The organism is Kribbella turkmenica (assembly GCF_004348725.1).
Lineage (GTDB): Bacteria > Actinomycetota > Actinomycetes > Propionibacteriales > Kribbellaceae > Kribbella > Kribbella turkmenica.
The window spans coordinates 1-14,246 of sequence record NZ_SMKR01000062.1 but is presented as its reverse complement, the minus strand read 5'-3'; the positions used below and the strand labels follow the sequence as shown (position 1 = coordinate 14,246).

Genomic DNA, 14,246 nt, shown 5'->3' with positions numbered 1-14,246 from the left:
CTCGTTCATGCGCCCACTCCTTCCGCGTAGAACCGGAGCAGCGACTGGCCGAGCATCGCCGAGCGGTACGACGAGCTCGCCCGGTGGTCGTCCATCGGCGTACCCTCGGCCGCCATCACCGCGGCCGCCTCCCGGACGGTCCGCTCGGTCCACGGCTTTCCGATCAGTGCCTGCTCGGTGGCGACCGCGCGCAGCGGCGTGGCCGCGACCCCTCCGAGGCCGATCCGGGCCCGCCGGACGACACCGTCCGCGACGTCGACGGCGTACCCGACGGCGACGCTGGAGATGTCGTCGAACCGCCGCTTCGCGATCTTGTGGAACGCCGTGACCGGCTCCAGCGGCAGCGGTACGACGATGGTCCGGATCAGCTCGTCCGGCGCCTTGAGGGTCTCGCGGTAGCCGGTGAAGTAGTCGGCGAGCGGCACGATCCGCTCACCACGGCGCGACGACAGCACGAGCGAGGCGTCCAGGGCCAGCAGCGCGGGCGGGGTGTCGCCGATCGGTGACGCCGTCCCCAGGTTGCCGCCGATGGTGGCGCCGTTGCGGATCAGCCGGGAGGCGAACTGCGGGAACAGGTGCGCCAGCAGGGGTACGCGACCGGCGAGCAGGCGCTCGAGCTCGCTCAGGGTCAGGGCGGCGCCGATCCGGATCTCGTCCGGTCCGAAGGAGAACTCACGCAGTTCGGTCAGCCGGTCGACGGCCACGATCAACGGCTTGCGGACGCCGCGGAGGTTCACCTCGACGCCGACATCGGTCGACCCGGCAACGATCTGGGCCTCGGGGCACTCGGCCAGCAGGTCGAGCACCTCGGGCAGCCCGGCCGGCCGGAGGAATTCGGCTCCGTCCACCGCGATCGCGGTCGCCGCGGGCGGAGGCGGTGGCGCGGACCGGCGAGCCGCCAGCGCGTCGTTCAGCGCCGGCTCACCCAGCGCGTACGCCGCATCCCGGATCGGCCGGTATCCGGTGCAGCGGCACAGGTTGCCGCTGAGCGCGTGCAGGTCGAAGCCGTTCGGTCCGTGCTCGTGGTCGCTGTGCCCGTTGGCCGTCGTCCGGGTAGAGCGGTAGAACTCGGCCGCCATGCTGCAGACGAAGCCCGGCGTGCAGTAGCCGCACTGCGATCCACCGCGGACGGCGAGCTCCTGCTGGACCGGGTGCAGGTCGGCCGGCGTGCCCAGCCCTTCGGAGGTGATGACCTCCTGACCGTCGAGCGACGCGACCGGCAGCAGGCACGCGTTCACCGCGGTCCACTCGGTCGGGCTGTCGGTGCCGGGCCGGGCGACGAGCACGGAGCACGCCCCGCACTCGCCCTCGGCACAGCCTTCCTTGGCGCCCGTCAGGCCACGGTCGCGGAGCCAGTCCAGCACGGTGGTGTGGACTGCCACGTCACCGATGGTGGTCTGCTCACCATTGACCGTGATCGAGGGTGCCTGCGTTGTCGTCGTACTCATCGGGTGCTGCTCCAGCGTGTTCTTGCACTATGGATCGGGTTGGCGTCGGAAAGGAAGTCGTCGAACCGGTACCCGGCGATCTTCGCGATCTCCAGCAGGGCGGCGGCGTGCTCCTGGTTCTCGCAGTTGTCCAGCCGCTCCCGGCCCTGCTCGATGATCCGGTCGAACGAGTCCGCGTCCCGGACCGAGATCACCAGCGGGAAGCCGAACCGCTCCCGGTACGCCTCGGTGATCGCGGCCAGCTCGTCGCGGTCCGGCTCGTTCAGGAAGGTCAGGCCGCGGGCCGACTGGTCGCGCAGCGACGCTTCGCCGCTCAGGCCGTCGGCGACGAACTGCGAACCGAGCTGCGGGTAGGACTCGATGAGTTGGCGCTGCTCCTCGTGGGACCCGGAGAACAGGGCCTCCTGGAACGAGCGGCGCAGGGCGTGGGTGTCGGTGAACGGCCGCATCTCCCAGGCCCGCTCGACCATCCAGCGCGGCCCCTGGAACAGGCCGGCGAAGGTCTCGACGAACTCCTCCCGGCTCATCGTGTTCACCTGGTCCAGCCGGATCGAGTCCCCGGGCTGCCCGGCGACAGCGGGACCGAAGTCCTTGCCGAGGTGGTGGAAGACGATGTTCAGCAGGATCGCGGTCAGGCTGCCCAGCGTGATGCCGCTGCCGAAGATGATCTCGGCCCAACCGGGGACCGCCTGGGCGACCTGCGGCTGCGCGGTCACGTACATCGCCAGGCCGACGCTGGTGGCCACGATGACCACGTTGCGGTGGTCGTGGAAGTCGACCTTCGCCAGCGTCTGGAAGCCGACCACGGCCACGGTGGCGAACATCGCCAGGGCGGCGCCGCCCAGCACCGGGTGCGGGATCCCGGCCACGATCGCGCCGGCCTTGGGGATCAGGCCGAGCAGGATCATGATCGCGCCGGCCGCCGCGACCACCCACCGGCTCTTCACCCGGGTCAGCCGGACCAGGCCGACGTTCTCGGCGAAGCACGTGTAGGGGAAGGAGTTGAAGGTGCCGCCGATGGTGGTCGCCAGACCGTCGGCGCGCAGCGCCCGGGCGACGTCCTCGCGGCCGATCCGCTTCTCCACGATCTCCCCGGTCGCGAAGACGTCACCAGTCGTCTCCACCGCGGTGATCAGCATGACCACGACCATCGAGATGATCGCCGCGATCGAGAACTGCGGCCAGCCGAAGTGGAACGGCGTGGTCACCCCGACCCAGTCCGAGCCGCCGACCGCGCCGAAGTGGGCGTCCCCGAAGGCCCACGCGACCAGGGTGCCGGCGACCAGCCCGACCAGCACGGCGACGGTGGCCATGAACCCCTTGAAGACCCGCTGGATCAGCACGATCAGCGCGAGCGTGCCGAGAGCGTAGGCCAGGTTCTTGCCGTTGGTCGGGTCCGACGTCGGGCCGGCGCCGCCGGTCGCGTCCGCGGCCGCCACCGGCAGCAGGGCCAGACCGATGATCGTGATCACCGAGCCGGTCACCACCGGCGGGAAGAACCGGATCAGCCGGCTGAAGAACGGCGCCAGGAAGAAGGTGACCAGGCCGGCGACGATGACCGCGCCGTAGATGACCAGCAGGCCGTCGGTCCCGCCGCCGGCGGCCAGGCCGATCGCGATCATCGGCGACACCGCGGTGAACGTCACGCCTTGCAGCAGCGGCAGCCGGACGCCGACCTTCCAGAACCCGACCGACTGGATGATCGAGGCGATCCCGCAGGTGAACAGGTCGGCGTTGATCAGGTGCACGAGTTGCTCGGTGCTGAGCCCGATCGAGTTCGCCAGCAGGATCGGTACGATCACGGCGCCGGCGTAGAACGCCAGGACGTGCTGGAAGCCGTAGACGGCGAGCTTGCCGGGGGGCAGCACCTCGTCGACGGGGTGACGGCTGGTGCGGCGGCCTGGTCGCAGGATTGCCTTCATCGGGCACCTTCCTCGGATGGCGGCTCGGGGGCGCGGCGGCGGTGGTGGTGATCTGCACGACAGCATCCGCGCGCTCCGACCGCGTTTGCACCCGGTGAACCTCCGAAGATCACCCGCCGCGGCGACCCTGGATTTGTGCGATCACCCAAACCAGGCGGTTCAGAGCGACTTCAGCGCCAGGAACACGTCCACCCGGTCCTCGAGCCGGGACAGATCGCGACCGGTCAGTTGCTCAACGCGTTCGATCCGGTAGCGAACCGTGTTGACATGCAGGTGTAAGGTCTCCGCCGCCCGGGACCACGAGCCGTCGCAGGCGAGGAACTCGCGCAACGTGGTGAGCAGGTCCGACTGCGTGCGACGATCGTGCTCGAGCACCGGCCCGAGCACGCGCTGGGTGTAGGTACGGCGTACGTCGTCCGGCACCGTGGCGAGCAGGAGTACGTGCGACGCGACCTCGTCGGACGTGACCACCGAGACCGGCGTACTGCCGGACAGCGCAACCCGATGGGCGAACCGGGCCTCCTCGAGCGCACCCGCGAGCGCGTCGACGGTCGTCTCACCGCTGACGCCGACCCCGAGCCGCGCCCGCACGAGTCCGGGTGACAGCCGGCCGAACGCCCGGCGCAACTGATCCGGCAGCCCCGGCGCGAAGGGGAGCAAGGCAACCAGGACGCCGTCGCGTCCCGGTGCCACGACCGCCGGGCCGACGGTCAGCGCGACGTCCTCGAGGAGGGTGATCGCGACCTCGCCCGGCCCGTCGTCCCGCAGTTCGGCGACGGCGACCACCATCGGCCGGTTCGACTGCGCACCCGCCTGCCGCAGCCGCGTGGCCACCTCGGCGTGCGGAGCGCCGGACTCGACCAGCGCGAGCGCATCGGCGACCAATGGCCGCAGCGCGAGCCGCCCTTCGTCCCTGCGCGCCCTGTCCAGCGCGGTGATCGCGCACAACTCGTGCACCGCCTCGACATGGTCGCGGGACCACTCGGTGTGGTCGCCCTCGATGACCAGCACCCACGCGGTCAGCCGATTCCCCAGACCCGACCCCACCGGGAACAGGCTGTACGACGTACCGCCGGCGTCGGCGACCGCCGGCGTGCGATCCGCGGTCAGGAACCGTCGCGAGATCACGTCGAGCGTGGCCTCGTCCAACTCGCCGGGCCCTGGTACGACGTGCCGGCCGGTCGGCGTGATCACCCGGCAGTCGTGCCCGATCTCGGCGGAGATGCGGTCCGCGAGCTCGTCCAGGCTCCGTCCGGCGGCGATCGACGACAGTAGCTGCCGCTGCCGGACCAGGCTGGCCGAGAGTCGCGCGCCGGTCTCCATCGAGCCGGCGGCGGCGACGTACTCGGTGATGTCCGCGAACGCGACCGCGATCGGCACCTCGATCAGGGTGACCTGGTGACCGCGACAGGCCTCGAGCAGGTCCTCGGGGACGTCGCCCAGCAGCGCCTTGCCGGCCAGGATCGTGGTGGCGCCGCGCGCGGCCATCGAGGTCACGAACGTCTCGCTGTCCGCCGGGCTGCGGCGCCAGACCAGTCCGGTGAGCACCAGCTCGCCGCCGCTCAGATAGCGGCCCGGCTCGAGCAGGTCGGTGGTGACGAGGCGTCCGATCGGCCGGTCGAGCGTGTCCTCGGCGAGGTGCAGCAGGCGCAGCCCGAGCTCCGGCGCGTCGAGCAGCTCGGACAGCAGCACAGCGCACCTCCTCCGACGGCTCCTCAGAGGAACGTACAACGCCCGTCGGGCGGCGGGAACCGCGACACCCTTGACGCCGTCCCGGTCGAGTGCCTATGGTCTTTTCGCAGAACAGAAACTAACTTCCGCAATACGGAAAGTTGAGAATGCCATGACCAACCCGCTGCGCTACACGGTGAACTGCTCGCTGCTGTTCACCGAGCTGCCGCTGCTGGAGCGCCCCGCAGCCGCCCGCAGGGCCGGCTTCGGTGCTGTCGAGTTCTGGTGGCCGTTCGTCGAGGCGGTGCCGCCGGACCGGCACGTCGACGCGTTCGTGACCGCGATCCAGGACGCCGGCGTCCGGCTGACCGGCCTGAACTTCTTCGCCGGCGACATGCCCGGTGGCGACCGCGGCCTGGTGTCCTGGCCCAAGCGGTCCGGTGAGTTCCGGGACAACATCGACGTCACCGTCGGCATCGGTGAGCGGCTCGGCTGCCCGGCGTTCAACGCCCTCTACGGCAACCGGGAGGACGGCCACTCCGCGAGCGAGCAGGACGACCTCGCGGTCGAGAACCTCACCCTCGCCGCCGAGGCGGCCGCGCGGATCGACGGCGTCGTACTGGTCGAGCCGGTCAGCGGCGCGGACCGGTACCCGCTGCTGACCGCCGCCGACGCGCTCTCCGTGATCGACCGCGTGCAGGCGCCGAACGTCGGCCTGCTGGCGGACCTCTACCACCTCGCGGTCAACGGCGACGACGTCGACCGGGTGATCGCCGAGCACACCGACCGCATCGCCCACGTGCAGATCGCCGACGCCCCCGGCCGCAACGAGCCCGGCACCGGCACGCTCTCGCTCGAGCGGCAGCTGACCACCCTGGCCGGCAACGGCTACTCCGGCTGGATCGGCCTGGAGTACAAGCCGTCCACCACCACCGTCGACAGCTTCGGCTGGCTGCCGCGCGAGCGTCGCGCCGTCGCCGGCTGACAGATTCTTGGAGATTCCGACATGACGAACATCGCCTTCATCGGTCTCGGCATCATGGGCAGCCCGATGGCCGTCCACCTCGCCGGAGCCGGTCACGCCGTCGCCGGCCTCGACCGCACCCCCGAGCGCGGCGCTCCGCTGGTCGAGGCCGGCGGCCGCTGCGCGACCTCGGTCGCGGACGCGGTCAAGGGCGCGGACGTCATCTGCGTGATGGTGCCCGACTCACCCGACGTCGAGCAGGTGCTCGCCGGTGAGGACGGCGTCTTCCAGCACGCCGAGACCGGCTCGCTGATCATCGACTTCTCCAGCATCCGGCCGGACGTCACCCAGCAGCTGGCCGAGCAGGCCCGGGCGCTGGGCTTCCGGATCCTGGACGCGCCGGTCTCCGGCGGCGAGGCGGGCGCGAAGAACGCAGTGCTGTCGATCATGGTCGGCGGCGAGGGTGACGACTTCGACGCCGCCAAGCCGCTGTTCGACGCGGTCGGCAAGACCGTCGTGCACGTCGGCCCGAGCGGGTCCGGCCAGACCGTCAAGGCGGCCAACCAGCTGATCGTCGCCGCCAACATCCAGGCGCTGTCCGAGGCCGTCGTCTTCCTGGAGGCGTACGGCGTCGACACCAAGGCGGCCCTGGAGGTCCTCGGCGGCGGCCTGGCCGGCTCGTCGGTGCTGAACCAGAAGAAGGAGAACATGCTGTCGCGCTCCTTCCAGCCGGGCTTCCGGATCGACCTGCACCACAAGGACATGGGCATCGTCACCGCCGCCGCCCGCGAGGCCGGGGTCGCCGTACCGCTCGGCTCGCTGGTCGCGCAGCTCGTGGCCTCCGCGCGCGCCAACGGCGACGGCGGTCTCGACCACTCCGCGCTGCTGCGTGGCGTGGAGCGCCTGTCCGGGAAGGCCGCGGACTGATGGCCCGCATGCGAGCGGTCGATGCCGCGGTCCTGATCCTGGAGAAGGAGGGCAGCACCCAGACCTTCGGTCTGCCCGGTGCCGCGATCAACCCCTTCTACAGCGCGATGAAGAAGCACGGCGGGATCAAGCACGTGCTCGCCCGCCACGTCGAGGGCGCGTCCCACATGGCCGAGGGCTACACCCGGGCCAAGGCCGGCAACATCGGTGTCTGCATCGGTACGTCGGGTCCGGCCGGAACCGACATGATCACCGGGCTGTACTCGGCGTCGGCGGACTCGATCCCGATCCTGTGCATCACCGGCCAGGCGCCGGTGGCCAAGCTGCACAAGGAGGACTTCCAGGCGGTCGACATCGCCTCGATCGCCAAGCCGGTCGCGAAGTGGGCGGTCATGGTAATGGAGCCGGCCCAGGTGCCGGGCTCCTTCCAGAAGGCCTTCCAGTTGATGCGTGAAGGTCGTCCGGGTCCCGTGCTCGTCGACCTGCCGCTGGATGTCCAGCTGGCCGAGATCGACTTCGACATCGACACCTACGAGCCGCTGCCGGTGGCCAGGCCGGCCGCGACCCGGGCGCAGGCCGAGCGGGCGCTCACGCTGCTGAACAACGCTGAGCGGCCATTGATCGTCGCCGGTGGCGGTGTGGTCAACGCCGACGCGGCCGACCTGCTGGTCGAGTTCGCCGAGCTCGTCGGCGTCCCGGTCGTCCCGACCCTGATGGGCTGGGGCGCGATCCCGGACGACCACCCGCTGACTGCCGGCATGGTCGGCCTGCAGACGTCGCACCGCTACGGCAACGCGACCCTGCTGGCCTCCGACCTGGTCTTCGGCATCGGCAACCGCTGGGCGAACCGGCACACCGGCTCGGTCGACATCTACACGAAGGACCGGAAGTTCATCCACGTCGACATCGAGCCGACCCAGATCGGCCGGGTGTTCGCACCGGACTACGGCATCGTCTCGGACGCCCGGCTGGCGCTCGAGGTGTTCGTCGAGGTGGCCCGCGAGTGGGCCGCCGCGGGCAGGCTGGCCGACCGGTCCGCCTGGGCCGGCGAGTGCCGGCAGCGGAAGGCGACGCTGCACCGCAAGACGCACTTCGAGACCGTGCCGATCAAGCCGCAGCGCGTGTACGAGGAGATGAACCGGGCCTTCGGGCCGGACACGCGGTACGTGTCGACGATCGGACTGTCGCAGATCCAGGCGGCTCAGCTGCTGCACGTGTACCGGCCGCGGCACTGGATCAACGCCGGGCAGGCAGGTCCGCTCGGCTGGACGGTGCCCGCGACCCTGGGGGTCGCGGTCGCGGACCCGGAGAGCACGGTCGTGGCGCTGTCGGGTGACTACGACTTCCAGTTCCTGATCGAGGAGCTGGCGGTCGGTGCGCAGTTCAACATCCCGTACGTCCACGTCGTCGTGAACAACTCGTACCTCGGGTTGATCCGGCAGGCGCAGCGCGGGTTCGACATGGACTTCTGTGTGCAGTTGTCGTTCGAGAACATCAACAGCCCCGAGGTCGACGGGTACGGCGTCGACCACGTGAAGGTCGCGGAAGGCCTGGGCTGCAAGGCGATCCGGGTCACCGAGCCGGACGACATCCTGCCGGCGCTGGAGCGGGCCAAGAAGCTGATGGTGGAGTTCCAGGTCCCGGTCGTCGTCGAGGTCATCCTCGAACGCGTCACCAACGTCTCGATGGGCCTGGAGATCGACAGCGTGAACGAGTTCGAGGACCTGGCCGAGCAGCCAGGGGACGCCCCGACCGCGGTCGCGGTCCGCGGTTGATCCGATGACACGCGTGGTCGTTGCCTCCGACAAGTTCAAGGGCAGCCTCACCAGCAACCAGGTCGCCACCACGGTCGCCGAAGGGGTACGCCGTACCTGCCCGGACGCGACCGTGGACGCGGTCCCCGTGGCCGACGGCGGTGACGGCACCCTCGCCGCCGCGGTCGCCGCAGGCTTCGAGTTCGTGCCGGCGACCGCCTCCGGGCCTACCGGTGAGGCGGTCCGCACCGGCTACGCGCGCCGGCGCGTCTCGACGGATCACGGCGGCCACGACGTCGCCGTCGTCGAACTGGCCGACGTCTCGGGCTTGGTCCGGCTTCCCGCCGCCCGTGACCGAGCCGTACCGGAACACGCCGACTTTGTGCACGGTTCGAGCACTCCGAGCGGTCCGCCGTACTCGGATGGTGCACAAAGTGGGGCAATACCGCACGGCGGAGGTTTCGGCCGGCCGGCTCCGCTGACCGCGTCGTCCCGGGGTACCGGTGAGGTGATCGCGGCCGCGATCGACAAAGGATGCACCCGGATCATCCTCGGCATCGGCGGCAGCGCATCCACGGACGGCGGAGCCGGTCTGATCCGCGCGCTCGGTGCGAAGCTCCTCGACGCCGACGGCGCTCCGGTGGGGGAAGGCGGTGGCGCTTTGGCGGCGGCAGCTTCTCTCGATCTGACCGACCTCCGTGAGCGGATGGCGGGTGTGGAGGTCGTGGTCGCGTGTGATGTCGACAATCCGCTCACCGGGCCTGCCGGGGCGGCGGCGGTGTACGGGCCGCAGAAAGGTGCCGATGCCGATCAGGTTGCCGAGTTGGACGACGGGCTGGCTCGCTGGGCCGACCTGGTGGCCCGGGAGACCGGGCGGGACGTCCGCGATGCGCCCGGGGCCGGGGCTGCCGGCGGGGTCGGGTTCGCGGCGCTGGCGCTGCTGGGAGCTGAGCTTCGGCCGGGGATCGAATTGATGCTCGAGCTCGTTGGATTCCACCAGCAGCTCGCCGGTGCGGATCTCGTGGTCACCGGTGAAGGCGCGCTCGACGAGCAGACGCTCCACGGGAAGGCGGTCACCGGCGTGGCCGCGGCGGCTGGAGCCGCTGGGGTCCCCGTGGTCGCGGTGTGCGGGACCAACCGGCTGGACCCGGCGCGACTGCGGGCGGCCGGCGTCGAGGCGGCGTACGCGCTGACCGACCTGGAGCCCGACGTCCGGCGCTGCATCGCCGAGCCGATCCCCCTCCTGCGGCAACTCGGCGAGAGGATCGCGGCCGACCACCTGGCGAGATCTACGATGACAGCAACCGAGAGGGGGTTCGCATGAGCGAGCGCAGCGAGTTCATCATCGAGCACAGCGAACTCCGTGTCTCACCCGCGCCCGGAGCGAAGCGAGGACGTGGTTGAGCATGCTGGACCTGGTCATCAGGGCCGGCCGGGTGGTGAGCGCCACCGGCGAGGCGGCCCGCGCCGTCGGGGTGCTGGACGGGCGGATCGCCGTCGTCGCGCCGTACGACGCCGAGCTCGAGACCACCGAGGAGCTCGTGCTGGCCGGGGACGAGGTGCTGATGCCCGGCCTGGTCGACTCCCACGTGCACGTGAACGACCCCGGTCGCACCGAGTGGGAGGGCTTCACCAGCGCGACCCGGGCGGCCGCGGCCGGTGGCGTCACCACGATCATCGACATGCCGCTGAACAGCATCCCGCCGACCTGCGACGTACCGGCACTCGAGCTCAAGCGGAAGACCGCCGCGAGCCAGGCGTACGTCGACGTCGGGTTCTGGGGCGGCGCGATCCCGGGCAACCTCGCCCAGCTCCGCCCGCTGCACGACGCCGGGGTCTTCGGGTTCAAGTGCTTCCTGCTGCACAGCGGCGTCGACGAGTTCCCGGCGCTGGACCAGGCGGAGCTCGAACCGGTGATGCGAGAGATCGCGGGGTTCGACGGCGTGCTGATCGTGCACGCCGAGGACGCCCATCGCATCGACCAGGCGCCGGCCCCGGACGGCACCAGCTATCTCGCCTTCCTCCGGTCGCGACCCCGGGAAGCGGAGGGCGCGGCCGTCGCGCGGGTCATCGAAACCGCTCGGAGAACCGGTTGCCGTGTCCACATCCTGCACGTGTCCAGCGCCGACGTCCTGCCGATGATCGCCCGAGCGCGCGACAACGGCGTCCCGATCACCGCGGAGACCTGCCCGCACTACCTGACGTTCACCGCGGAGGAGATCCCTGACGGCGCGACGCAGTACAAGTGCTGTCCGCCGATCCGGGAAGCGGCGAACCGAGAACTGCTCTGGGACGGCCTGCGCGCCGGCGTGATCGACCTGGTGGTCTCGGACCACTCGCCGTCGACGGCCGACCTGAAACGGCTCGATACCGGTGACTTCGGCGTGGCCTGGGGTGGCATCGCGTCGCTCCAGCTCGGCCTGCCCGCAGTGTGGACGGAGGCCCGCAAGCGTGGCTTCACCCTGCCCGACGTCGCCCGCTGGATGTGCCAGGCGCCGGGGGTGCCGGGCAAGGGCAGGATCGAGGCCGGGTACGACGCGGACTTCAGCATGTTCGCGCCGGAGGACACCTTCGTCGTGGACGCCGGCACCCTGCACCACAAGAACGCCATCACCCCGTACGACGGACGGACGCTCGACGGGGTCGTCCGCAGTACCTGGCTGCGCGGCGAACCCGTCGACATCGCGGCGGCCCCGCGGGGCCGCCTGCTGACCCGAGGAGGACAAGCATGACAGCGCCGCGGTACTACTCCCCGAGCGGCGGGCTGCCCCCGCAGACCGACCTGACCACCGATCGCGCCGTCTTCACCGAGGCGTACGCCGTCCTGCCGCGCGGGACCATGCGCGACATCGTCACCAGCCGGCTGCCGTTCTGGAACGACACCCGGCTCTGGGTGATCGCCCGCCCGCTGTCCGGGTTCGCCGAGACGTTCTCGCAGTACGTCGTCGAGGTCGCGCCGGGTGGTGGCAGCGACCGGCCGGAGACCGACCCGGCCGCCGAGGCCGTCGTTTTCGTTGTCGAAGGCAACGTGACGCTGACGGTCAGCGGTGAGAAGCACAGCCTCGGGCCGGGCGGGTACGCGTTCCTGCCGCCGGCGGCCGAGTGGACGCTGCACAACACCAGCGAGCAGGTCGCCCGGTTCCACCTGGTCCGGAAGGCGTACGAGCGGGTCGAGGGCATCGACGTACCCGAACCGTTCGTCACCAACGAGGTCGACGTCGAGGGCGTGGCGATGCCGGACACGGAGGGCCGGTGGAAGACCCAGCGCTTCGTCGACCCGGACGACGTCCGCCACGACATGCACGTCAACATCGTCAGCTTCGAGCCCGGCGGCGTGATCCCGTTCCCCGAGACCCACGTGATGGAACACGGGCTGTACGTCCTCGAGGGCAAGGCGGTCTACCTGCTGAACAAGGACTGGGTCGAGGTCCAGGAGGGCGACTTCCTGTGGTTGCGCGCCTTCTGCCCGCAGGCCTGCTACGCCGGCGGCCCCGGCCGCTTCCGTTACCTGCTCTACAAGGACGTCAACCGGCATCCCAAGCTGACCCTCTGAGCGGCGGCGACCATGGGTGCGTGCCGGCGGAGTACGAGATCGTCCGCGACGACGACCCGCGCTGCGCCGAGCTCGAGGCGGCCGGCTACGAGGTCGTCGCATCTCTGGCCGGTTCGGTTCCGTGCTGAAAGAAATATCTGATCAACCGTGTTATGCCGGAATCGGCTGGGTATGAATGGATCCTGACGGTCGATGGTGATTCGTGTGATATTCAATAGTCGCCTGCGATCGGGGGGTGGATTCATTCGTCCGGCCTGCCGGTTTGTGTGCTGACTGATCGAGTCACCCCGATCGGCGCGACGATTCATGCAGTCGGCCAAAGGGGGGTCGTGGTGCGAGCGTTCGTACTGGCGTTTCCCCTGTATGCTGCGCGATCCGCCAACCCGGCAACGTCGTCCGCGCCATCCGGCGGTACCCGTTCCCCGCCGGTGACGTCCGCGTGGGCACGGTCAGGCCGACTGCATCAACCAGCCGTGCGGACCTTGGGAGGTGGTGCGCCGATATCGAAGTACGCGCCTTGGGGGTGGTCGGCGTGTTTCGGGACCGGTCGATGGTTCCGTCATTCCAGCTGCATTCGGCCTGGAAATCGGCGACCAGCACAGGGAGTTAGGTCTACGTTCAATTACTGGGGAGCTGAGGCACGTGAAACCAACTCGCTGGAGAAAGACGCGCTTTATCGCCGCGGCGTCGGCCGCACTGATGGCCTGGGTGACGGTCGCGTCGCCGGCCATGGCAGACACCTGGCCGTTCAACAGCAACTTCAGGCCGGACACGGGCAACCACAACTACTGCTACTCGTCGACCTACACACCACAGGCGGCGATCCGCACCCAGATCTACAACTCGATGGTGTACATGCACAACAACACCAACGCCAAGCGCACCTATCACTCGACCTGTGACACCAGCGGCGAGGGCCAGACCGACGTGGTCTGGCAGGGCCGCAGCTTGTCGAGTGGCGCGATCGGCGACGCGGCGTGCATGGTCAAGTGGTCGAGCGGCCGGTGCGACCGGTACCGGACCCGGATCAACGGCCCGCTGATCCGCGACCACTACTCGAGTGACACCTACCGCAATCGGCAGTACCGCAAGACCTCCTGCCACGAGCTCGGTCATACCCTGGGGCTCGACCACTACCCGTCACCGTACAACGACAGCTGCCAGCGGTCCGGCTGGACCGGCACCGTCAGCGACTCCTGGACGCGGATCTGGACGGCGCACCACAGGGGCCACATCAACGACTGGTTCGGGTGAGGACAATGACGATGCGTATTCGGAGTCATAGGCAGGAAACTCGTCGGCGAACCCGGACCGCGAAGCTGGGGCTGGCCGCCTCCGCGCTGGTCATCGCACTGTTCGCGACCGGCTGCGGCGGGACCGCGGCGCCGGACGAATCCGGGCAGCACTCCCGGGTCGACACGACCGTGATGCGCCAGATCGACCACGACTATGTCCCGGCGGAGTCGCCGGAGGCATTGGTCAAGACCGATCGGCACGACGTGATCGCGGCCGGTGAGGTCGAGACGATCCTGCAGGGGGACGAGATCCCGATGCAGGCCGGCGACGAGCAGGGCGAGCAGTTCGTGCTGCTGAAGGTCCGGGTGACCGAGGCCTTCCGGGTCCGGTCGGCCAACCAGATCACCGACGGGTACGCGTATGTGGCGCTGTGGCAAGGCCCGCGGTACAACGACCCGCAAGGAACGCCGGAGTTCAGCCTGGCGGACTGGAATCGGGCGATTCCGGCCAAGACACCGGTGTTGCTGTTCCTCGCCGCGACCGACGAGGGCATGCGATCCGGCCTGCACGGCGTACCTGCGAACGCGATACCGCTCGCCGCCGACGTACAGGGCGTCATCTTCGAGGACGGCGGCCGACTGCTCGGCGGACTCGAGGAATTGGAAGGTCAATGGACCGGCATCGGATCGATGAAGGAGCTCACCGACCGGGTCCGGAAGCAGACCAAGTAGGCACCCGATAGCAGCACAGCCCGGTTGATCCCTGTCTCTT

The 14,246-nt window shown here is 69.9% G+C and carries 11 protein-coding genes; 8 read left to right on the top strand and 3 right to left on the bottom strand.

The features are described from left to right. Positions 1-5: 5 nt before the first annotated feature. From E1218_RS16060 to E1218_RS16050, 3 genes are all read right to left on the bottom strand, one after another. The gene (locus E1218_RS16060) at positions 6-1,448 is read right to left on the bottom strand and encodes a xanthine dehydrogenase small subunit (RefSeq protein ID WP_132320845.1); all 1,443 of its coding nucleotides are present in this window, start codon (positions 1,446-1,448) and stop codon (positions 6-8) included. Next, a complete protein-coding gene (gene uraD, locus E1218_RS16055; protein WP_132320843.1) occupies positions 1,445-3,370 on the bottom strand; it encodes a 2-oxo-4-hydroxy-4-carboxy-5-ureidoimidazoline decarboxylase in 1,926 nt (641 codons plus the stop codon). Before uraD ends, E1218_RS16060 begins: the two co-directional genes overlap by 4 nt. A 159-nt stretch (positions 3,371-3,529) precedes the next feature. Continuing rightward, positions 3,530-5,062, bottom strand: a complete 1,533-nt coding sequence (locus E1218_RS16050) for a PucR family transcriptional regulator (RefSeq protein WP_165949288.1) — start codon at positions 5,060-5,062, stop codon at positions 3,530-3,532. A 151-nt stretch (positions 5,063-5,213) separates the two neighbouring features. On the opposite strand from E1218_RS16050, the gene E1218_RS16045 reads away from it, so the two are divergent. From E1218_RS16045 to E1218_RS16010, 8 genes are all read left to right on the top strand, one after another. Then, positions 5,214-6,026 carry a hydroxypyruvate isomerase family protein gene (locus E1218_RS16045; protein ID WP_132320839.1) on the top strand — a complete coding sequence of 271 codons (813 nt, stop codon included), beginning with the start codon at positions 5,214-5,216 and terminating at the stop codon, positions 6,024-6,026. A 21-nt stretch (positions 6,027-6,047) separates the two neighbouring features. Next, complete coding sequence (locus E1218_RS16040) at positions 6,048-6,932, top strand: 2-hydroxy-3-oxopropionate reductase (RefSeq protein WP_132320837.1); 885 nt, start codon at positions 6,048-6,050, stop codon at positions 6,930-6,932. Between the two features lie 8 nt (positions 6,933-6,940). Then, positions 6,941-8,707: a glyoxylate carboligase gene (gene gcl / locus E1218_RS16035; protein ID WP_202866044.1), complete on the top strand. Its 1,767-nt coding sequence runs from the start codon at positions 6,941-6,943 to the stop codon at positions 8,705-8,707. 4 nt (positions 8,708-8,711) lie between these two features. Continuing rightward, positions 8,712-10,010 (top strand): glycerate kinase, encoded by a 1,299-nt coding sequence (locus E1218_RS16030; protein WP_132320833.1) that lies wholly within the window; start codon positions 8,712-8,714, stop codon positions 10,008-10,010. A gap of 82 nt (positions 10,011-10,092) precedes the next feature. Continuing rightward, positions 10,093-11,418, top strand: a complete 1,326-nt coding sequence (gene allB, locus E1218_RS16025) for an allantoinase AllB (protein WP_132320831.1) — start codon at positions 10,093-10,095, stop codon at positions 11,416-11,418. Next, the gene (locus tag E1218_RS16020) at positions 11,415-12,239 is read left to right on the top strand and encodes a bifunctional allantoicase/(S)-ureidoglycine aminohydrolase (protein ID WP_132320829.1); all 825 of its coding nucleotides are present in this window, start codon (positions 11,415-11,417) and stop codon (positions 12,237-12,239) included. Before allB ends, E1218_RS16020 begins: the two co-directional genes overlap by 4 nt. A 642-nt stretch (positions 12,240-12,881) precedes the next feature. Beyond that, positions 12,882-13,493 carry a hypothetical protein gene (locus E1218_RS16015; RefSeq protein ID WP_132320827.1) on the top strand — a complete coding sequence of 204 codons (612 nt, stop codon included), beginning with the start codon at positions 12,882-12,884 and terminating at the stop codon, positions 13,491-13,493. Positions 13,494-13,504: 11 nt separating this feature from the next. Continuing rightward, a complete protein-coding gene (locus E1218_RS16010) occupies positions 13,505-14,206 on the top strand; it encodes a hypothetical protein (RefSeq protein ID WP_132320825.1) in 702 nt (233 codons plus the stop codon). Positions 14,207-14,246: the final 40 nt, after the last annotated feature.